This window comes from Pseudomonas sp. GW823-FHT03E05, from assembly GCF_058796855.1.
The window spans coordinates 245,258-266,990 of the sequence record NZ_JBXAJB010000002.1 but is presented as its reverse complement, the minus strand read 5'-3'; the positions used below and the strand labels follow the sequence as shown (position 1 = coordinate 266,990).

Annotated in this window: 14 protein-coding genes; 8 read left to right on the top strand and 6 right to left on the bottom strand. The window is 64.1% G+C overall.

Features of this window, described 5'->3' with window-relative positions:
- Nucleotides 1–61: 61 nt before the first annotated feature.
- Nucleotides 62–3,214, bottom strand: a complete 3,153-nt coding sequence (locus tag AC1RCO_RS08890) for an autotransporter outer membrane beta-barrel domain-containing protein (RefSeq protein WP_258571633.1) — start codon at nucleotides 3,212–3,214, stop codon at nucleotides 62–64.
- A gap of 561 nt (nucleotides 3,215–3,775) precedes the next feature.
- The gene (locus AC1RCO_RS08885) at nucleotides 3,776–4,675 is read right to left on the bottom strand and encodes a DMT family transporter (protein WP_077933554.1); all 900 of its coding nucleotides are present in this window, start codon (nucleotides 4,673–4,675) and stop codon (nucleotides 3,776–3,778) included.
- A gap of 248 nt (nucleotides 4,676–4,923) precedes the next feature.
- On the opposite strand from AC1RCO_RS08885, the gene aceK reads away from it, so the two are divergent.
- The 6 genes from aceK to AC1RCO_RS08855 all read left to right on the top strand — a co-directional run bounded on the left by aceK (nucleotide 4,924) and on the right by AC1RCO_RS08855 (nucleotide 14,766).
- Nucleotides 4,924–6,645: a bifunctional isocitrate dehydrogenase kinase/phosphatase gene (aceK, locus tag AC1RCO_RS08880; protein WP_011059868.1), complete on the top strand. Its 1,722-nt coding sequence runs from the start codon at nucleotides 4,924–4,926 to the stop codon at nucleotides 6,643–6,645.
- Nucleotides 6,646–6,780: 135 nt separating this feature from the next.
- Nucleotides 6,781–10,692, top strand: coding sequence for an ATP-dependent RNA helicase HrpA (gene hrpA, locus AC1RCO_RS08875; protein ID WP_492617639.1), 3,912 nt, complete (start codon nucleotides 6,781–6,783; stop codon nucleotides 10,690–10,692).
- 274 nt (nucleotides 10,693–10,966) lie between these two features.
- Nucleotides 10,967–12,088 carry a beta-ketoacyl-ACP synthase III gene (locus AC1RCO_RS08870; RefSeq protein ID WP_019093329.1) on the top strand — a complete coding sequence of 374 codons (1,122 nt, stop codon included), beginning with the start codon at nucleotides 10,967–10,969 and terminating at the stop codon, nucleotides 12,086–12,088.
- A gap of 77 nt (nucleotides 12,089–12,165) precedes the next feature.
- Nucleotides 12,166–12,780, top strand: coding sequence for an RNA polymerase sigma factor (locus tag AC1RCO_RS08865; RefSeq protein ID WP_011059871.1), 615 nt, complete (start codon nucleotides 12,166–12,168; stop codon nucleotides 12,778–12,780).
- Complete coding sequence (locus AC1RCO_RS08860; RefSeq protein WP_011059872.1) at nucleotides 12,774–13,007, top strand: anti-sigma factor family protein; 234 nt, start codon at nucleotides 12,774–12,776, stop codon at nucleotides 13,005–13,007. Before AC1RCO_RS08865 ends, AC1RCO_RS08860 begins: the two co-directional genes overlap by 7 nt.
- A gap of 424 nt (nucleotides 13,008–13,431) precedes the next feature.
- The gene (locus tag AC1RCO_RS08855; protein WP_011059873.1) at nucleotides 13,432–14,766 is read left to right on the top strand and encodes an OprO/OprP family phosphate-selective porin; all 1,335 of its coding nucleotides are present in this window, start codon (nucleotides 13,432–13,434) and stop codon (nucleotides 14,764–14,766) included.
- 104 nt (nucleotides 14,767–14,870) lie between these two features.
- On the opposite strand, the gene AC1RCO_RS08850 is transcribed toward AC1RCO_RS08855, so the two are convergent.
- A complete protein-coding gene (locus AC1RCO_RS08850; RefSeq protein ID WP_026019998.1) occupies nucleotides 14,871–15,272 on the bottom strand; it encodes a nuclear transport factor 2 family protein in 402 nt (133 codons plus the stop codon).
- The gene (locus tag AC1RCO_RS08845) at nucleotides 15,253–16,620 is read right to left on the bottom strand and encodes an MFS transporter (RefSeq protein ID WP_401401378.1); all 1,368 of its coding nucleotides are present in this window, start codon (nucleotides 16,618–16,620) and stop codon (nucleotides 15,253–15,255) included. Before AC1RCO_RS08845 ends, AC1RCO_RS08850 begins: the two co-directional genes overlap by 20 nt.
- 84 nt (nucleotides 16,621–16,704) lie before the next feature.
- Between AC1RCO_RS08845 and AC1RCO_RS08840 the strand changes: the two genes are divergently transcribed.
- Both AC1RCO_RS08840 and AC1RCO_RS08835 read left to right on the top strand, forming a co-directional pair.
- A complete protein-coding gene (locus tag AC1RCO_RS08840; RefSeq protein ID WP_053149641.1) occupies nucleotides 16,705–17,610 on the top strand; it encodes a LysR family transcriptional regulator in 906 nt (301 codons plus the stop codon).
- 75 nt (nucleotides 17,611–17,685) lie between these two features.
- The gene (locus AC1RCO_RS08835) at nucleotides 17,686–18,810 is read left to right on the top strand and encodes a GNAT family N-acetyltransferase (protein WP_015634573.1); all 1,125 of its coding nucleotides are present in this window, start codon (nucleotides 17,686–17,688) and stop codon (nucleotides 18,808–18,810) included.
- A 16-nt stretch (nucleotides 18,811–18,826) separates the two neighbouring features.
- On the opposite strand, the gene aqpZ is transcribed toward AC1RCO_RS08835, so the two are convergent.
- A complete protein-coding gene (gene aqpZ / locus AC1RCO_RS08830) occupies nucleotides 18,827–19,525 on the bottom strand; it encodes an aquaporin Z (protein ID WP_011059878.1) in 699 nt (232 codons plus the stop codon).
- A 322-nt stretch (nucleotides 19,526–19,847) separates the two neighbouring features.
- A complete protein-coding gene (locus AC1RCO_RS08825) occupies nucleotides 19,848–21,680 on the bottom strand; it encodes an ABC transporter ATP-binding protein (protein WP_053149644.1) in 1,833 nt (610 codons plus the stop codon).
- Nucleotides 21,681–21,733: the final 53 nt, after the last annotated feature.

Sequence of the window (21,733 nt, the reverse complement as noted above, 5' to 3'; positions counted from 1 at the left end):
TGGCTGCCGCCCGATCAGCGATATGGCGCGGCGTAGCCGCCGCACCATGGTCATGGCCGGGTCAGAACTGGTAGCTAGCGTTCAGGCGCAGGCCGTGCTCGCTGGACGCATCACCCAGTTGCGCGCTGTATGCGGCGCCCAGGCTCAACTCAGGGGTCAGCCGGGTTTCCACGCCCGTTTCGAGTACTGCACTGTTGCGTGAATAGGCCACGCCTTCGACACGGAAAGCATCACTTGCGTCGAAACGATAGGTGTTGGCCGGTGTAGCGCCGGCCAAGGCATGTTTCCAGCCGGCACTGGCAAAGAGGCTGAGCGACTTGCCGCTGTCCAGTGGCTTGCTCGCACTGGCACGCAACCCCAGGGTGGCGAACGTTTGTTGGTCCGAGACCTGTTTGGCGCTCAGGGCCGCGAGGCCCCCATGTTCCTTGAAGCCATCGCTCTTGACCTGCACGTGGGTCAGGTTGGCAAAGGGTTCCAGCTGTACTGAAGGGCCGAAGTCCAGGCGCCGGCCCACTTCACCGAACGCCTGCAGGGTGCCGGCTTGATGGGTGGACTGCAGATGGTCGCTGTAGCCGGCAAAGTTCACCGAACGCTTGGCGTCGATCCGGCTCCAGGTGTAGGCCAGGCCGCCACGCAGGTCGAAGTCGCTGACCTGGGCCCCGCCATAGACCCCCAGGTGGATATTGTCGTTGTCGCTGGAAGCATCCCGTGACGAGCTTTTCAGTTCCGTTCGGCTGTAACCGGTTAACGCGCCGATATGACCGCTGTCACCGACCTGGGTGTCGACACCGGCGAGCACGCCCTGGGTGTCGCTGCGCAATCTGGCGACATTGCTGCCCCCCTTGAGCTCCCCCCAGTTGCCCAGCGTGGTGATCCAGGGGGTCAGGCCTGAATCGCTGTCACGGCTGGCGCCACTGTCCTGGGTGGCGGTCACCGAACGTAGGCGACTGTTTGCCGCGTCGCGGACCAGGCGGCTGTCCTGGATCAGCGCCGAACGGGTCGAACTGTGGAAATCCCCGGACAGTTGCTCGAAGGCCGCGCGGGCCTGGTGATCGTCGGGCAGGTAGGCGATGGCCTCGAATAGTTTGTTGTGCACCGGTGGCGTCAGAGCCGGTACGGCAGAACCCTTCAGGCTTTGCAGCGCAGTGGCCGTGGCGCGCTGGTTGCGCGAGAGGGCGGCGTCCTGGAACAGACGGGTCTGCTGTACATCCAGGTAGGCGTTGTGGCTGTCGTAGTTATCCACCAGATTGTAGAACGTCGAGACTCGGGTATCGCCGGTCAGGTTGTAGCGACCGCTCAGGCCCTGCTGGGTCGCGAGGATCAGGTAGCGCCTGTCCAGCTCGTAGCGGGCGCTGTCGAGCTTGTCGGCGTTGACGATGCTGCCGGCGTCCAGCCGCGCTGCGCCGTTCACCTGCAGTCGGTCGCTGGCGCCAGTGCTCAGCAGTTCGGTGTAGAAGGTCGAGCCGCTGTGCTGGTCCAGGTTGCCAGACACGGTGAGGGTGCCGATGTCGTTGCCCGGGGCCACTGTGGCACCGTCGTGCAGGGTGACATTGCCGACCTGGCCATTGCCGGCCAGGGTCGCGCCCGCATGCACGTCGGTGGAGCCACCGAGGGTGCCGTTGACGGCGAGGATACCGGCTTCGACCTGGCTCTGGCCGTGGAAGTTGGAACTGTCGCCGCTCAGTTCGGTGCGGCCGGTACCGCGCTTGTTGAGCGTACCGCTACCCGCCATTGAGCCCCCGAAGCGGTAGCTGTCGGCGCGGTTCAACACCAGGTTGCCGGGCGCATCGATCTGCACGTCACCGAGAATCGAGCCGCTGCGACCGCCGCTTGTGCCGGCACCCAGTTGCAGGGTGCCGTTGCTGATCAGCGTGCCGCCGCTGTAGGTGTTTTCTGCGGTGAGCACGGTGGTACCGGTACCACGTTGCTCGACCGAGCCGCTACCGGAAATCACCTGGTCGTACTGGTACGAGTTGTTGCGATCGAACACCACCTGGCCATCGTTGCCGATATCGCTCAGTACTGCGCCGGCACTGCCGTTGTGGGCGCCGATGTGCAGGCTGGCGTTGCGATCGACCTGCACCTGTCCGGCCATGGCGTTGTTCAGCAGCAGTTCGCCACCCTGGACATGCAGTTCGCCGCTGAAGGTGCTGGAGTCACCGTTGAACAGGGTCTGTCCGGCGATGTGGCTGATGCGTCCATGGCCTTCGAAGCCGGCGTCGAACGAGTGGTCGCTGTCGCTATGGTTGAACTGGACCAGCCCCTGGCCCAGGCCGAAGATCACCCGTGCGGCATCCAGTTGGCCCGCAGCCCGAGCGTCAGCGGCATTGGCGCTGGCCGCCCCCACATAGAGCGCAGCGCTGGCGCTGGCGTCCCGGGCAATCTGCAGGGCGCCGCTGCCGACCCTGGCCTGGCCTTGATCGGCCAGCGTCAGGGCCGCCTTGCCGCTCTGGCCCAGGGTCATGTTGCCGGAGACGTTCAATTGGCTGCCTGCGCCACTGATGTTGATAGCGCTGGTGGCGCACGGGTCGGCCGCCACAATGCTGTCCCGAGCGTTGACCTGAGCGCCGTTGCCGACGGTCAGCGAACCGTTGCCGGCACCGCCGACAGTCAATGTCTTGTCGCTGGTCAGGGTTGCGCCGCCATCGACGTTGAGCGCGCCAGATGCACCCTGCTCGGCGCTGATCAGAGCATTGCCCTGGGTGTGGGCTCGCGAGCCGCTGCCCAGGTTCAACTCGCCGGACCCGCTTTTGCCGACGATCAAGTCGCCGGCTGTGCCCAGTCTCGCGCCGTTGTTGAATGAGGCCTTGCCCACGGCGCCTTGTACGCTGCCCAGGGTAAGTGCGTCGGCGATTTCCAGCCAGCCGTTGCCGCCCACATTCAACTGGCCCAGGCCATTGCTGCTGGTGCCGACGTTGAGACTGCCGATCATTTGTGCGCTATCCAATTGCGCGACATCGTTGGTTCCCCTGCTGAGCGGCCTGTCAACGTTGACGACTTCATTGCTGGCGGGAGCGCCTTTGCTCCAGTTGCCATTTCTTTCCCAGGCGTTGTCTTCGTTGACCCGATAGGCGTTGCCGTTCGGGTCGACTGCCAGGTGGTAGGCATCCCCGGTCCAGGTCGTCTCGGCAAGGACCGCGGGGGATAACGAACTCAGTGCTAGAGCAACAGCGGTCGTGGTACTGGCGTATTTGAAATGGTTCTTTTGCAACATTTTATTCTTCAAGGCGATGCCTGTTCAGTCGAGGGTTTGAAAACAACATTGAGCGTGTTGGCAAATAGCGTTGTGCAAGGGGGGAGTTACAGCGTTGGAGGGGCTAACTCTCGAGACGAAATAAGAACTATTGGGTTGTGAGTTGTCCTAGGCCCGTGCTGTAAAAAGTCCGACTCGAGTGTTGTATTCATGCAAGTTCTGGCGGTGTTGGAACGGTCCGGGAAGTTGCAATGGGTTCGGTGGTTCAAAGAGGATAGGGGCGTGCTACAGGCAGGGGCAGAGGGGAGATGGAGTATTTCGGGGGAGTAAGGAATATCTGATTAAAGGCGCAGAATCGTCTTTGTTATTTGTAGGTTGTTTAAGTTGTTTTAGATTGGAAGTGTCTGATACTTGATTTCTGGATCAGTAGAATTTCATCTTTCCAGATTTTTTGCGGGGGAGTGTGGCGAGGATGGAAGTGTGTTTTAGATGAGGCGGTGGGGGGAGTGCTTGAAAGTTGTTTTTAACTTTCCTGGTTAATCCACCACCGCAGGTATCTGGGGGAGATCAGCGATCGGTCAGCTATTCGCTCGGGATGGCCCGGGGTCCCGGCCTGAGCACCAGCCACAGCGCGGCGGCAATCAGCGCGCCGCCATACAGGTGGGCCATGGACAGCGGCTCGTCCAGCAGCAACGCGCCCCACAGTACGCCGAATGGCGGGATCATGAAGGTCACGGTCATCGAACGCACCGGGCCGATGGCGCTGAGCAGGCGGAAATACAGCACGTAGGCAAACGCGGTGCAGCCCAGCCCCAGCCCCAGAAGCGATAGCCATACGCTCCAGCCACCCCAGCTGGGAGGCGGCTGGCTGATGGCGTTGTAGGCGAACAGCGGCAACAGCAGCAGGGTCGCTCCCAGCATGCTGCCCAGGGCCGACAGGCGGCTGTCCAGGCCGCCGGCCTGGTCCAGCCAGCGTCGGGCGAGGAACCCGGCGAAGCCGTAGCAGGTGGTGGCCATCAAGCAGGACAGGGCGCCCAGCAGTAGGTCTCGGTCGAAGGCCACGGGGCCGGCGCGAGTCAGGATGCCGACGCCGAGCAGGCCCAGGCAGACCCCGGCGAATTTGCTCGGGGTCAGGCGTTCATGGAAAAACAGGCCGCCGATCAGCACCCCCATCAACGGCGTGGTGGCATTGAAGATCGCCGAGTAGCCGGCGGGCAGCACCTGGGCCGCCACCGAGTACATCGTCGCGGGTATCCCGGAGTTGATCACCCCGAGCAGCAGCACGGTCTTGAGCTTGCCGCGAAAGTTCCAGTCGACCCGCATCAACGCCAGCATCACCAGCAGCCCGAGCGCGGCGATGGACACCCGGAAGAAGGCCGTGGGCACGCTGCCCAGCACCGGGGCGATGATGCGCATGAACAAGAAGCTCGCGCCCCAGATGGCGGCCAGCGACAGCAGGCGCAGCAGATCGACAGGTTTCACAGGAGGTTCCTTGGGTTCGGGGCGAGGGATCTTGCCCAGCGTGGCCGGGCATGGCAAACCTTATTGGCGCACGGGGCGAAGAAAACCCGCACCCCGATTGTTGCGTTCAATCCTGCGTTGCAGATGCCTGGAGACAGAACGACCGCCGGGTCATTTTTCGGCGTACATCCCATCACAAAAATACGCTTCTCTTCACATCGTTTCACTGGCTAAGCTCTGGCATCGTAAATTCCCGCAGAGGTCTCTTTATGTCGCAGTCATGGCCCGCCGCCGATATCGCTCGAATGATCCTCGATGGCTTCGACGACTACCGCGAGCATTTTCGCCAGATCACCGACGGTGCCCGGCAACGCTTCGAGCAGGCGCAGTGGCAGCAAGCGCAAAAGGCCTCGGCAGCGCGGATCAACCTGTATGAAGAGAAGGTGGGCGAGACCGTGGCGCGCCTGCACCAGGCCTTCAGCACCGAGTCGCTGATGGATGTCAGCCAGTGGCCACTGGTGAAAAGCGCCTACATCAGCCTGATCGACCTGCGCTTTGACGATGAGCTGTCCGAGACCTGGTACAACTCGATCTTCTGCGGCCTGTTCAGCCACGACCTGATCAGCGACGGCTGCATGTTCATCCACACCACCCGACCCAGCCTGCGCCGGGCCCGGGCCGCGCAGACCCGCAGCTACAAGCCCCAGGGCGAACTGGCGACGATGCTCGAACAGGTGTTCGCCGACTACCGCTTCAGCGAGGACTACGCCGACCTGCCGGGGGACCTGCGGCGCCTGGAGGCGCAATTGCGGGAGAACCTGCCGGACTGGGTGTGCAAGGACCCGGAACTGACCCTGGAACTGTTTTCCTCGGTGCTCTACCGCAACAAGGGCGCCTACCTGGTGGGGCGCATCTTCACCCATGAAGAACAGTGGCCGCTGGTGATCCCGCTGCTGCACCGCGAAGGTCGGGGGATCCAGATCGACGCGCTGATCACCGACGAGGCGGACGTCTCGATCATCTTTTCCTTCACACGTTCCTACTTCATGGTGGACGTGCCGGTGCCGGCGGAATTCATCGGCTTCCTCAAGCGCATCCTGCCGGGCAAGCACATCGCCGAGCTGTACACCTCCATCGGTTTCTACAAGCACGGCAAGTCGGAGTTCTACCGGGCCCTGATCAACCACCTGGCCAGCACCGACGATCGCTTCATCATGGCTCCCGGGGTGCGCGGCATGGTCATGAGCGTGTTCACCCTGCCGGGCTTCAACACCGTGTTCAAGATCATCAAGGACCGCTTCTCGCCGTCGAAGAACGTCGACCGGGCCACGGTGATCGAGAAATACCGGCTGGTGAAAAGCGTGGATCGGGTGGGCCGCATGGCCGATACCCAGGAGTTCGCCGACTTCCGCTTCCCCCTGAGCAAGTTCGACCCGGCGTGCCTTGAGGAACTGCTGGAAGTGGCGCCCTCCACGGTGGCGGTGGAAGGCCAGACGGTACTGATCCGCCACTGCTGGACCGAGCGGCGCATGACCCCGCTCAACCTCTACCTGGAACATGCCAATGAAGCCCAGGTGCGCGAGGCCCTGGAGGACTATGGCCTGGCGATCAAGCAGTTGGCCGCGGCCAACATCTTCCCCGGCGACATGCTGCTGAAGAACTTCGGCGTCACCCGCCATGGCCGGGTGGTGTTCTATGACTACGACGAAATCTGCTTCCTCACCGAAGCCAACTTCCGCCACATTCCGGCCCCCCGTACCCCGGAAGATGAAATGGCTTCCGAACCCTGGTACTCCATCGGCCCCCACGACGTGTTCCCCGAGGAGTTCCCGCCGTTCCTGTTCGCCGATGCCGGCCAGCGCAAGCTGTTCGACCAGCTGCACGGCGAGCTGTACAACGCCGATTACTGGAAGGGCCTGCAGGAGGCCATCCGCGCCGGCAAGGTGATCGATGTCTTCCCTTACCGGCGCCAAGGCTTGGAAGACGAATAAATAGACGTGCAGGAGCCGGCTTGCCGGCGAGGGCGCCCTCACCGGCCCCTTCGCTGACAAGCCGGCTCCTACGTATTGCATGGACTTTTCTGCGACAATCGCGCCCTGCCTAAATAGACGACCCTTGCGTACCTGATGACTGACGAATCGCCTGCAATCGACCAACTGCTGAAAAACCTCGATCAAGCCATGCTCGGCGACCGTCACCGGTTGCGCCGGCAGTTGCTCGAACTGCGCAAGAAGCCAGACGAGGCCAAGCTCGCCCAGTGGCTGGAGCGCATGCAGGCTTCCTGCAACCTGGTGACGGCGCGGCGCCAGAGCGTGCCGCAGATCCGCTATGACGACAGCCTGCCGATTGCCGCCAAGCGCGACGAGATCAAGGAGGCGCTGCTCAAGCATCAGGTGCTGATCATTGCCGGCGAGACCGGCTCGGGCAAGACCACCCAGTTGCCGAAGATCTGCCTGGAAATCGGTCGTGGCCAGCCTGGCCTGATCGGCCATACCCAGCCCCGGCGGATTGCCGCCCGCAGCGTGGCCAGCCGGGTCGCCGAAGAGCTGGCCACGCCCCTGGGCTCGCTGGTGGGCTACCAGGTGCGCTTCGAGGACCAAAGCGATTCCAGCACCCTGATCAAGCTGATGACCGACGGCATCCTGCTGGCGGAAACCCAGAACGATCGCTACCTGGAACGCTACGACACGATCATCGTCGACGAGGCCCACGAGCGCAGCCTGAACATCGACTTCCTCCTCGGCTACCTCAAGACCCTGCTGCCGCGGCGCCCGGACCTGAAGGTCATCATCACCTCGGCGACCATCGACCTTGAGCGCTTCTCCAAGCACTTCGATAACGCGCCGATCGTCGAGGTCTCCGGCCGTACCTTCCCGGTGGAAACCTGGTATCGCCCGTTGACCCTGGAACAGGACGAGGAGGGCAACCGGGTCGAGGACGACCTCACGGTGGACCAGGCGATCCTCGCCACCCTGGATGAAATCGCCGCCCATGAACGCAGTGAAAGGCGCAGCCCCGGGGACGTGCTGGTGTTCCTGCCCGGCGAGCGGGAGATCCGCGACGCCGCGGAGATGCTGCGCAAGGCCCAGCTCAAGCACACCGAGATCCTGCCGCTGTACGCGCGCCTGTCGCCGGCGGAACAGCAGCGCATCTTCCAGTCCCACCCGGGCCGCCGCGTGGTGCTGGCCACCAACGTCGCCGAAACCTCGCTGACCGTGCCGGGCATCCGCTACGTGATCGACAGCGGCACTGCGCGCATCAGCCGCTACAGCTACCGGGCCAAGGTCCAGCGCCTGCCCATCGAGGCGATTTCCCAGGCCAGCGCCAACCAGCGCAAGGGCCGTTGCGGCCGGGTCGAACCGGGGATCTGCGTACGCCTGTACAGCGAGGAAGATTTCCTCGGCCGGCCGGAATTCACCGACCCGGAGATCCTGCGTACCAACCTGGCGGCGGTGATCCTGCAGATGCTGCACCTGCGCCTGGGGGAAATCACCGCCTTCCCGTTTATCGAGCCGCCGGATGGAAAGGCCATCAGCGACGGTTTCAACCTGCTGCAGGAACTCTCGGCAGTCGACCGCAACAGCCAGCTGACACCACTGGGCCGGCAACTGGCGCGCCTGCCGGTGGATCCGCGCATGGGCCGCATGCTGCTGGAAGCGGCCAAGCTCGGCAGCCTCCAGGAAGTGCTGATCGTCGCCAGCGCCATGTCGATCCAGGACCCCCGCGAGCGTCCGCCGGAGCGCCAGCAGGCCGCCGACCAGGCCCACGCCCAGTGGAAGGACGTGGATTCGGACTTCGCCGGGCTGGTCAACCTGTGGCGCGGCTTCGAAGAACAGCGCCAGGCCCTCACCGCCAGCCCGCTGCGCAACTGGTGCCGCAAGAATTTCCTGAACTACCTGCGCCTGCGCGAGTGGCGTGATTCGCACCGGCAATTGAGCCTGATCTGCCGCGACCTGCAACTGAGCCTGAACAAGGAGCCGGCGGACTACCCGAAACTGCACAAGGCGGTGCTGGTAGGCCTGCTCAGCCAGATCGGCCAGAAGACCGAAGACGGCGACTACCTGGGGGCCCGCCAGCGGCGCTTCTGGATCCACCCGTCCTCGGGCCTGGGCAAGAAGCGCCCGCAATGGCTGATGACCGCCGAGCTGGTGGAAACCACCAAGCTCTATGCGCGCATGGTGGCCAAGATCGAGCCGGACTGGATCGAGCCCCTGGCCGGCCATCTGGTGAAGAAGAACCACTTCGAGCCCCATTGGGAGAAGAAGCGCGGCCAGGTAGTGGCCTACGAGCAGATCACCCTGTTCGGCCTGATCGTGGTCGGCCGCCGGCCAGTGCATTACGGCCCGGTGGACCCGGTGGTGTCCCGCGAGCTGTTCATCCGCGAGGCCCTGGTGCGTGGCGAAATCCAGTCCAAGGCCAAGTGCCTGAGCGCCAACACCCAACTGCTGGAACAGCTCGATGCCCTGGAAGCCAAGGCCCGGCGCCGCGACATCCTGGCCGACGAGGAAACCCTGTTCGCCTTCTACGACGCACGTTTGCCGGCGGAGATCCACCAGACCGCGACCTTCGACAGCTGGTACCGGGTGCTCAGCCAGAAGAACCCGCAGTTGTTGATCATGCGCGAGGAAGACGTGCTGGCCCGCGAGGCCAGCGAGGTCACCGCCAAGCAGTACCCGGACACCCTGCATATCGGCGACCTGGAACTGGCCCTGAGTTACCACTTCGAACCCAACCATCCCCGGGACGGCGTGACCCTGCGGGTGCCGGCGCCGCTGCTGCCGGCACTGCCCGCCGAACGCCTGGAATGGCTGGTGCCGGGGCTGATCGAGGCCAAGTGCATCGCCCTGGTGCGCAACCTGCCCAAGGCCCTGCGCAAGAACTTCGTGCCGGTGCCGGACTTCGTCAAGGCCGCCCTGCAGCGCATGGTCTTCGCCGAGGGTTCCTTGCCACAGGCCCTGGGCCGCGAGCTGCTGCGCATGACCGGTGCCCGGGTCAGCGACGAGGCCTGGAGCGAAGCCGAACAACAGGTGGAAAGCCACCTGCGGATGAACCTGGAAATCGTCGACGCCCAGGGCAAGTTCCTCGGCGAAGGCCGCGACCTGGCCGAACTGACCGCGCGTTTCGCCGAAGCCAGCCAGGCTGCCCTGGCGGTGCCGCAGACTGCCAAGAGCCAGCAACCGGTGCAAGCCAAGGTATTTGCCGCGGTGGCGGAAAAGACCCAGCAGAAGATCGCCGGGCTGTCGATGACGGTGTACCCGGCCCTGGTGGAGGAGGCGGGTACGGTCAAGGAAGGGCGCTTCTCCACCGCTGCCGAAGCCGAGTTCCAGCATCGCCGGGCCTTGCAGCGCCTGCTGTTGCAGCAACTGGCCGAGCCGGCCAAGTTCCTGCGGGGCAAGTTGCCGGGCCTTACCGAGCTGGGCCTGCTGTACCGCGAACTGGGCCGGGTCGATGCGCTGGTGGAGGACATTCTCCTGGCCAGCCTCGACAGTTGCATTCTTGAAGGCGAGGCCGTGCTGCCTCGGGATGGCGCGGGCCTGGCCTCCCTGGCCGAGCGCAAGCGTGGTGCCTGGACCGAGCACGCCGAGCGCTTGGCACGCCTGACCCTGGAGATCCTCAAGCTCTGGCACGGCCTGCAAAAGCGCTTCAAGGGCAAGATCGACCTGGCCCAGGCCGTGGCCCTCAACGACATCAAGGCCCAGCTGGCGAACCTGGTGTACCCGGGCTTTGTCCGGGAAACCCCGGCCCTGTGGCTCAAGGAACTGCCGCGTTACCTCAAGGCCGTGGAACTGCGCTTCGAGAAACTCGGCAGCCAGGTGCAGAAGGACCGGGTCTGGAGCAGCGAGCTCACGGGCCTGTGGAGCCAGTACCAGACCCGGGCCCAGAAGCATGCCCAGGAAGGCAAGCGCGACCCGCAGCTGGAGCTGTACCGCTGGTGGCTGGAGGAGTACCGGGTGTCCCTGTTCGCCCAGCAGTTGGGGACCAAGGTGCCGATTTCCGACAAGCGCCTGAGCAAGCAGTGGAGCCTGGTCGACGCCTGATCTAAAGCCCTTCGCAGGCGCTGGCGTGCCAGCGAAAGCGCCGCCAGGGGCGGCACAGGGTTGACTCCGTCGATCTTGCAGTTGCGGCGAAATGGCGGAGGTTATGGCAAACTCCGCCGTCATAAATGCCGGCCCCGGCTTTCTGCATCGCAGGCAGCCTGGGCGGATCGGAATAAAGCGATGCCAGAAACGGCTCCCCTGGCGGGAGTCGTCCCTTTACGGTTTGGCACGTGAGTGCCAATACCTTCTGCCTCAACACATTAGAGGAACGACCGTGCACAACGTCGTCATCAGCGGCACCGGCCTGTTTACCCCGGCCAACAGCATCTCCAACGAAGAGCTGGTGGAATCGTTCAATACCTACGTCCACCAGTTCAACAGTGACAACGCTGCCGCCATCGAGCGCGGCGAAGTGCAGGCCCTGACCGAATCCAACGCCGCCTTCATCGAAAAGGCCTCGGGCATCAAGAGCCGCTTCGTCATGGACAAGGACGGCATCCTCGACCCGCAGCGCATGGCTCCACGCCTGCCGGAACGCTCCAACGACGAATGGTCGGTACTCTGCCAGATGGCCGTGGCCGCCGCCGAGCAAGCCCTGCAGCGGGCCGGCAAGACTGCCGCCGACATCGACGGGGTGATCGTCGCCTGCTCCAACCTGCAGCGCGCCTACCCGGCCATCGCCATCGAAGTCCAGGCCGCACTGGGCATCCAGGGTTTTGGCTTCGACATGAACGTGGCCTGCTCCTCGGCGACCTTCGGCATCCAGGCGGCCTGCAACAGCGTGCAACTGGGCCAGGCCCGGGCGATCCTGATGGTCAACCCTGAAGTCTGCACCGGGCACCTGAACTTCCGTGACCGCGACAGCCACTTCATCTTCGGCGACGCCGCCACCGCGGTGGTCATCGAGCGAGCCGACCTGGCCACCTCCGAGCACCAGTTCGACATCGTCAGCACCAAGCTGCTGACCCAGTTCTCCAACAACATCCGCAACAACTTCGGCTTCCTCAACCGCGCCGCGGAAGAGGGTATCGGTGCCCGCGACAAGCTGTTCGTCCAGGAAGGCCGCAAGGTATTTCGCGATGTATGCCCGATGGTGGCCGAGCTGATCGCTGCGCACCTGGAAGAAAACCAGCTCAACGTCAGCGACGTGAAGCGCTTCTGGCTGCACCAGGCCAACCTCAGCATGAACCACCTGATCGTCAAGAAGCTCCTGGGCCGCGAAGCCTCGGTGGAAGAAGCGCCGGTGATTCTCGACACTTACGCCAACACCAGTTCGGCGGGTTCGGTGATTGCCTTCCACAAGTACCAGGACGACCTGGCCAGCGGTTCCCTGGCCGTGCTCAGCTCCTTTGGCGCCGGTTATTCGATCGGTAGCGTGTTGCTGCGCAAGCGTTGATCCAGGGTTGGGGTGTGGCGTCGGGCGGGATTGGCGCGTCACACCCCCTCAAACCTGCATGATTGAACGAGGCACGAATGGCCGCTGCTGATGACACGCAACTGCTAGAGCGCCTGTTGGCGGGCGAACAAAAGGCTTACAAGGAACTGGTCGGCACCTACCAGAGCGCCATGCGCGCCGTGGCCTACGCCATTGTCGGCAACCGCCACGCCGACGAAGTGGTACAGGACGCCTGGCTGTCGGTGGTGCGCAACCTGGCGGGTTTCCAGGGGCGTTCCAGCCTCAAGACCTGGCTGCTGACCATCACCGCCAACGCGGCCAAGAGCCGCTACAAGCAGAACCGCCGGGAAGTGTTGCTCGACGATCTGCCGGCGCCCCATGGCACCGTGGGTGATGAGCGTTTCTCCTCCAGCGATGGTCACTGGCTGGTGGCGCCTTTCGCCTGGCACGAAGACACCCCGGAAGCCCTGCTGACCGAGTCCGAACTGCGTGACTGCCTGGAGCACACCCTGCTCAGCCTGTCGGAGTTGCAGAGCAGTGTCCTGCTGTTGCGCGAACGCCAGGGCCTGGAGCTGGAAGAGATCTGTAACCTTTTGGGGCTCACGCTCTCCAATGTCCGGGTACTGCTGCACCGGGCGCGTCTGAAGGTCTTCGCCACCGTGGAGCATTTTGAGGAAACCGGCCAATGCTGACCTGCAAGGAACAAGTGGCACGATCCAGCGATTATCTCGATGGCCAGTTGAGCTTTCGCGAGCGCTTGATGGTGCGCCATCATCTGTTGTTCTGCCCCAACTGCCGGCGTTTCATTCGCCAGATGCGCCTGCTCCAGGCCACCTTGCGGGTGCTTCCGGAGCCGCCCCTGGAAGGTCTCGACGAACTGGCCGAGCGTCTGGCCGCCGAGCGCCAGAACCACCGCTGATCCTGCCCCCCCATGGCTCGGTAGCCGCTGTCGAGCCCCGGCGAGGCTGCGAAAAGGCCCGCAGGGCCTTGCTTGACGGTCTCCCGTCGAACCTCCAGCGCCCTCAGGACCGCGGCGTCTCCTACAGAGCCGTTCGCCGCCTCGCCGGGGCTCGACGGCTACAGACACCACATGAAACTGTCATCCGATCAAAGGTGACAGTGTTCTTGTGTCCCCCTATTCCCCCGCAAAACCCAGGGCAAAGGCTCTAGTACAGGCTTTTTGCCTTATTTCATTTCGAAGTAAAAAAGTTCCCCTGTAATCAAATCTTTATCTATCAGCAACCCGGCTGAAATAACCCCTCGCCAAGATTCCCACCCAACACCAGCGGGCCAACCCCGCGTGTTTTCCAACGCTACAGACCACCAATTAGGGGAACTCTTCGATGATCCGTAAGCACTTCGCCGGTTTTGCCGCCAGCGCCCTGGCCCTGGCAGTAACCGCCCAGGCTTTCGCTGGCACCGTCACCACCGACGGCGCCGATATCGTAGTCAAAACCAAGGGCGGCCTTGAGGTTGCTACCACCGACTCCGCGTTCAGCTTCAAGCTGGGCGGTCGTCTGCAAGCCGACTATGGCCGTTTCGACGGGTTCTACACCAAGAATGGTGACAGCGGCGACGGCGCGTACTTCCGCCGCGCCTATCTGGAATTGGGCGGTACCGCCTACAAGGATTGGAAATACCAGATCAACTACGACTTCTCCCACAACTCGGGCACCGCCGATGACGGTTACTTCGACGAGGCGTCCATCTCCTACGTCGGCTTCAAGCCGGTGACCCTGCGCGCCGGCCGCTTCGACGAAGACTTCGGCCTGGAGAAGGCCACCAGTTCCAAGTGGGTCACCGCCATGGAGCGTAACGCCGCCTACGAGCTGGCCGACTGGGTCAACTCCCACGAGAACGGCATGGGCCTGCAGGCCAGCTCGGTGGTCGCCGACATGGCCTACCTGTCCGGCAGCGTGGCGGCCAAGGACATCAACGACAAGGACGGCGACAGCGTCAAGCAGTTCAACGCCCGTGCCGTGTTCGCCCCGATGCACGAGACCGGCAACGTCCTGCACTTCGGTCTGGACTTTGCCAGCCGTGATGTGAGCGACACCGCTTTCGACTCGCGGATCCGCCCACGCCTGGGCGTGCGTGGTATCGCCACCAACGGCGGCAACGATGCCGGCACCAACGGCAACCGTGCCACCTTCGGCGGCGGCGCCGGCCTCAACGCGTCGAGCCAGACGGCCGTTGGCGCCTATGACAATGACCGGGTGTTCGGCGGTGAATTCGCCTTCGCCACCGGCCCGTTCTCGGCCCAGGCGGAATACCTGACCCGCAAGCTGCAGGCCGACAGCAACGCCTACAAGGACGTCAAGGCCACCGGTTTCTACGGCCAACTGGCCTATACCCTGACCGGCGAGGCCCGGGTGTACAAACTCGACGGCGCCAAGTTCGACACCATCAAGCCCGAGAACAAGCAGTACGGTGCCTGGGAAGTGTTCTACCGCTACGACAACATCAAGGTCGATGACAAGAACGTCGTAGCCGCCACCGCCACCCGTGACGTCGGCGATGCCAAGGCCACCATGAACACCATCGGGGTCAACTGGTACGCCAACGAGGCGATCAAGATTTCCGCCAACTACATCAAGGTCAACACCGACAAGATCACCAACAACGTTGGCGATGACAGCGGCGATGCCCTCGTAGCCCGTGTGCAGTACGTGTTCTAACGCTGTTGCAACACCCAGGTAGAGCTCTTTCTCATCCGTTATAGCTCCTCTCGTTTTTAACCCCGCCCCGGCGGGGTTTTTTTTGCCCGCTGAACGGGCGCCTCTCAAGGGCAGGCGGTTTCGTGCAGGTACAGCCACTGCGCCGCATCGCCCTGCACGCGAATGATCGCCAGGGACAGGCGCGCGCTTTCGACCTGGCCCAGGCGGTGGGTTTCCTTGTAGTGGATCGCCGCGCTCTGGCCTTCCTGCCACACACAGCGCACCTGGCTGATGCTGATTTCCAGACCGGGGCGTTGGCCCAGGCCTTCGCGAAACAGCTGTTCCACCTGCTCGCGGCCGACCATGGCGCCGCCGGTGGTGACCATCTGGAAGTCTTCGGCGAACAGCCCCAGCAAGGGATCGATGCAGGCCTCGGCATCCCCGCGCTGGTTGGTGAAGACGCTGTGAATCAGTTGGTGAATCCAGTGCACGCTGTATTGCGCCTGTCTAGCGATCGAGTTGGGCATGGGAGGCCTCGGGTGGTGGGAGTCGGTTCAGGGTCATCAGGGGTAGCAGGCCGGCTGCGGCGGCCAGCAAAAGGCTCAGGTGGTAGGCGCCGGTGACGCCCCGATAACCCAGCAGCAGGTTGTAGAGCATCAACACTAAGGCCGCGCCGAGGCTGAAGGCCATCTGCCGGTTGATGTTCCAGATCACGCTGGCCTTGTGCGTATCGGCGCCGTCGAAGTCCAGCAGGGCGGTGGTCTGCGCGGTATTGGCACCGGCGCCGCCGCCCAGGCCCATCAGCAGGTAGGCCAGGCTGATCAGGGGCAGATCGGCCAGCGAATCGACCCCGTACAGGCTGGCGATGCCGGCGCTGTGCAGCACCAGGGCGATGGCGAACAGCCGTGCGGCGCCCAGGCGATTGTACAAACGTCCGCAGGCGAGCATCGCCAGCAGTGCGCCGGCGGCATACAGCAGCATGAACATGCCGCTGTGCTGGGCGCTCAGGTGCAGGCTCTCCTGAAGGAAGAACAGGCTCAGCAGATTGACCCCGGTGAAGACCCCGGGGATCGCGTGATAGATAGCCACCGACAGGCCCAGGCGCGGATTTTTCAGCAGCCGCAGTTCGACGATGGGCCGGGCGCAGGCCCGACAGTGACGCCGGTAGCACTCGGCCAATAGCAGGCCGGCAACCAGGCCCGGTGCGGCCTGATGGGCCGGGTAGCCGCTGCCGTACAGCGACATGCCGAGCAACAGGCAGCCCAGGCTCGCAGTCACCAGCAGCAGGCCGCGCAGGTCCGGGCGCGGCGGTGGCGCCGAGCGCTCGGCGTTGATCCAGTACCAGGACAGCAACGCCGCCAGCAGCGACAGCGGCAGGCTGGCGAAGAACACCCAGCGCCAGGAACTGTGGTCGACAATGGCCCCACCCACCGTGGGCGACAGCGCTGGCGCCAGTAGCGCCACGGCCATCACCAGGGTGGAGATCCGCGCCCGTTGCGTGCCCTGGAACAGGTTGAAGGTCAGTGCCTGCCCCAGGGGAATCAGCAGGCCGCCGGCCATGCCCTGGACCAGCCGCCAGAACACCAGTGGCATGAAGCTGTCGGCCAGCCCGCACATCAGCCCGGCAACGCTGAACAGCAGCATCGAGGCGCAGAGCACCTGGCGGTTGCCGAAACGCGCCGCGAGCCAGGTGCTGATGGCGATCACCAGGGTCAGGCCGAGGATGTAGGCATTGGCGACCCAGGCCACGGCGGCGCTGGACACTTGCAGTTGGGCGGCGATAGTGGGCAGGGCCACCGCCGACATGAAAATGTTGACGCAGTCGATGAAGAATCCGAGAAGGAATACCACCGCCACTTTGTATCTGTAAGTCATGCCGTCTCCCTTTTGGCGCGCAGCTTAGGGAGCTTGGGGGCAGGGTGTCGAGGTGCCTATACTTGACGCATTGTTTAATGGGATTTGACAGTGAGCGAAAATTTTCACGGCCAGCTGCACCGGGTACAGACCTTTCTTGCGGTGGTGGACTTCGGTTCATACACCCGCGCTGCGCAGTACCTGGGCATCAGCAAGGCCATGGCCAGCCTGCACATAAAGGCCCTGGAGCAAGCGCTGGCGAGCACCTTGCTGATCCGCACCACGCGGCAGGTGACACTGACCGAGACCGGCCAGGCCCTCTACGACGAGTTCAAGGGGATTGTCGCCAATATCGACACCGCCTTCGACAATGTGCTGCACGGGCGCGACCGGGTCAGTGGCAAGTTGCGCATCAGCTCCACGGCGGAGTATGCCGAGACGTTCGTGTTGCCGATCCTGCCGTTGTTCACCGCGCGTTATCCCGAGGTGCGCCTGAGTTATCACTTCAACTCGTCGTTGAATGATCTGGTGGCGGAAAAGCTCGACCTGGTGATCCGCCTCGGGCACCTGGCGGACTCGGGGTTCAAGGGGCGCCAGCTGGCGGACTACGCCATTGTCCTGGTGGCCAGCCCGGCGCTGCTCAAGGACCGGCAGGTGACGCAGCCTGAAGAGCTCGATGCCTGGCCCTGGATTGGCAACAGCAACCTGGGCGGGCCGCCGGGCTGGACCTTCAGCCATCCGCGCCGTGGCGAGGTGGAGGTCAAGGTCAGCCCCGGGCACGAGTCCAACTCGGCGACGGCGATTCGCGCCATGGCCCTGGCCGGCCTGGGGCTGGCGGTGCTGCCGGAGTGGATGGTCCTCGATGACCTGGGCAACGGGCGGCTGGTGCGGGTATTGCCCGAGTACCGGCTGGCCACGCAGCCGGTGCATGTGCTGTTTCCCAACAGTGCGCACCTGCCGCGCAAGTCCCGGGTGTTCATCGACTTTCTGGCGGAGCACCTGGGGCGCTAGCGCTGCGGCGGTTTCGGTGAACCCGGGGATGGAGGATACTCCCCGGGTTGTTCGATCTGAATTCCGGGGACCCCGATGCCGCTGCAATCCTTGAACAGCCTGTCCGCCGTCGATCCTGTGCAATGGGATGGCCTGCTCAAGGACGGGCAACCCTTTGTGCGTCACGCCTTTCTCAGTGCCCTGGAAGACAGCGGCAGCCTTGGCCCGCGCTCTGGCTGGCAGGCCGAGCACCTGCTGCATGTCGAAGACGGTCGGCTGCTGGCGGCGCTGCCCAGCTATCGCAAATGGCATTCCTACGGCGAATACGTGTTCGATCATGGCTGGGCGGATGCCTGCGACCGGGCCGGAATCGACTACTACCCCAAGCTGCTGACGGCGGTGCCGTTCAGCCCGGTGAGCGGCGCCCGGGTGCTGGCAGCGACCCAGGCAGATGCGCTCGAACTGCTGAAAAGCCTGCCCGGCTACCTGGAGATCGAAGGGCTTTCCAGTGCCCATATCAACTTCACCGACGATTTCAGCGACGCGGCCCTGGAGCAGCAACCGGGCTGGCTGCAGCGCCTGGGCTGCCAGTTTCACTGGCAGAACCGTGGCTACCGGGACTTTCAGGATTTCCTCGATGCCCTGAGCTCGCGCAAGCGCAAGCAGATGCGCAAGGAGCGCGAGCAGGTGGCGGGGCAGGGCATTGATTTCCAGTGGCTCGAAGGCCATGAACTGGACCAGGCGCAGTGGGATTTCGTCTATGCCTGCTACGCCAACACCTACGCGGTGCGGCGCCAGTCACCCTACCTGACCCGAGCATTTTTCAGCCTGCTGGCCGAGCGTATGCCCGAAGCGATTCGCGTGGTCCTGGCCAAGCAGGGCGGGCGCCCGGTGGCCATGGCCTTCAGCCTGGTGGGCGGCGACAGTTTCTATGGGCGCTACTGGGGTTGCCTGGCGGAGTTCGACCGCCTGCATTTCGAGACCTGTTTCTACCAGGGCATGGAGTACGCCATCGCCCAGGGGCTGCAGCGCTTCGACGCCGGCGCCCAGGGCGAACACAAGCTGATTCGCGGCTTCGAACCGGTGCTCACCCGCTCCTGGCACTACCTGCGCCATCCCGGGCTGAAGGCTGCGGTGAAGGATTTCCTGCAACAGGAACAGGCCGGAATCCGCGCCTATGCGCAAGAGGCGAGGGACGCCTTGCCCTATCGGCAGGCGTGACCCTCGCCAGCGTTGCTCAGCCGTCTTCCTTGCCCAGCCAGCGATAGACCACACCGCCGATCACTGCGCCAAGGATCGGCGCCAGCCAGAACATCCACAGCTGCTGCAACGCCCAGCCGCCGACGATCAGCGCCGGTCCGGTGCTGCGGGCCGGGTTGACCGAGGTGTTGGTGACCGGGATCGAGATCAGGTGGATCAGGGTCAGGGCCAGGCCGATGGCGATGGGCGCCAGCCCCGCCGGGGCGCGTTTGTCGGTGGCGCCGAGGATGATCACCACGAACATCAGGGTCATCACCAACTCACAGACAAAACCCGCGGCCATGGAATAGCCCCCGGGGGAGTGTGCGCCATAGCCGTTGGACGCCAGCCCCGAGGCCAGTTCGAACCCCGGCTTGCCGCTGGCGATGAAATACAGCAGCGCCGCGGCGATCACTCCGCCGATCACCTGCGCGACGATATAGGCCGGCAGTTCCCTGGCCGGAAAGCGTCCACCCACCACCAGCCCGACGGACACCGCGGGGTTCAAGTGGCAACCGGAGATATGGCCGATGGCGAAGGCCATGGTCAGCACCGTCAGGCCGAAGGCCAGGGCGACCCCGAGCAGGCCGATACCGACGTTGGGAAAGGCCGCCGCCAGCACGGCGCTGCCGCAACCGCCCAGGACCAGCCAGAACGTACCGAGCAATTCGGTGACAGAACGTTTGAACAAAGACATGAGAGAGTCCTTGATAGGTCAACCTATCAACGCGATACAACTGTTATGCATCCCGCAGGTTAACTACAGGTTCCGCTCCGGAACCTAGGCTGAGTACAGCAGGCTTTCGGCGCAATTCCACTCGCCCATGAAAAACGCCAGGGCCCCCTGAAACCGGGGGCTCTGGCGCATTGTGCGGCAACTTTCTGTAGCTGATTAGCACCCTGTAGCCGCTGCCGCAGGACTCGCAAGGCGGCCGCCGCGTTTTACCAGACGAACCGCGAACTCCGGTTCTACGGCCCCTGCGGGGCCGATCGCAGCCTGCGGCAGCGGCTACAGAGGCTCAGTCGATGCCGACGAAGCCTCCGGTCTGGTGCTGCCACAGGCGCGCATACAGGCCGCCGTGGGCCAGCAGTTCGGCGTGGGTACCGGTCTCGGCGATGCGCCCCTGTTCCAGGACCACCAGGCGGTCCATGCGGGCGATGGTGGAGAGGCGGTGGGCGATGGCGATCACGGTCTTGCCTTGCATCAGGGTCTCCAGGCTTTCCTGGATCGCCGCTTCCACTTCCGAGTCCAGGGCCGAGGTGGCTTCGTCCATGATCAGGATCGGCGCATCCTTGAGCAGCACCCGGGCAATGGCGATGCGCTGGCGCTGGCCGCCGGACAACTTGACCCCGCGCTCGCCGACATGGGCGTCGAAGCCGGTGCGGCCCTGGGCGTCGGACAACAACGGGATGAACTCGTCGGCACGAGCCTTGCGCACTGCTTCCCAGAGTTCCTCGTCGGTGGCGTCGGGGCGGCCGTAGAGCAGGTTGTCGCGGATCGAGCGGTGCAGCAGCGAGGTGTCCTGGGTGATCATGCCGATGCGTTCGCGCAGGCTTTCCTGGGTTACCCCGGCGATGTCCTGGCCGTCGATGAGGATCTTGCCGCCCTGCAGGTCGTAGAGGCGCAGCAGCAGGTTGACCAGGGTTGATTTGCCGGCCCCGGACGGGCCGATCAGGCCGATCTTCTCCCCCGGGCGGATCTCCAGGTTGAGGTTGCTGATGACCCGGTTGGCCTTGCCGTAGTGGAATTCCACATGTTCGAAACGCACGCCGCCCTGGGCCACCGCCAGCTTCGGTGCCTGCTCGCGGTCGGTGAGTTGCAGGGGCTGGGCGATGGTCTTCAGGCCGTCCTCGACCATGCCGATGTTTTCGAAAATGCCGTTGATCACCCACATGATCCAGCCGGACATGTTGACGATGCGGATCACCAGCCCGGTCGCCAGGGCAATGGCCCCGGCGCTGATCAGCGACTGGCTCCACAGCCACAGGGCCAGGCCGGTGGTACCGGCGATCAGCAGGCCGTTGAGGCTGGTGATGGTCACGTCCATGGCGGTGACCACGCGCCCGGCCAGCTGGCTCTTTTCGGTCTGCTCGGCGATCGCCTCGCGGGCGTAGCTCTGCTCGAAGTGGGTGTGGGCGAAGAGCTTGAGGGTGGTGATGTTGGTGTAGCCGTCGACGATTCGCCCCATCAGCTTGGAGCGGGCGTCGGAGGCGTCCACCGAGCGCTTCTGGATGCGTGGCACGAAGTAGCGCATGGCACCGATGAAGCCGGCGATCCACAGCAGCAGCGGGATCATCAGGCGCCAGTCGGCGTCGGCGAACAGCACCAGGGAACCGATGGCGTAGATGGTCACGTGCCACAGGGCATCGATCACCTGCACCGAGGAGTCCTGCAGCGAATAGCCGGTCTGCATGATGCGCTGGGCGATGCGCCCGGCGAAGTCGTTCTGGAAGAAGTTCAGGCTCTGGCGCAGCACGTAGCTGTGGTTCTGCCAGCGGATCAGGCTGGTCATGCCAGGGTTGATGGTCTGGTGCATCAGGAGGTCGTGCAGGCCCACCATCAGGGGCCGGAACAGCAGCGCCACCACCGCCATCCAGGCCAGTTCCAGGCCGTGGTCGGTGAACACCTGGACGCTGGGGGTGCCCTGGGCCAGGTCGATGATGGTGCTCAGGTAGCTGAACAGCGACACCTCGATCAGGGCCACGAACAGGCCCACCACCAGCAGGGCGACGAAGCTCGGCCAGACTTGCTTGATGTAGTGGAAGTAGAAGGGCAGGACCCGGTTGGGCGGGGTGGCGCTGGGAGCGTCGCGGAAGATGTCGATCAGTTGTTCAAAACGACGAAAGAGCATGGGGTCTGAAGCCCGGGGTACGGGCTCTCCTGTGCAGAAAACGGACGGGGCGC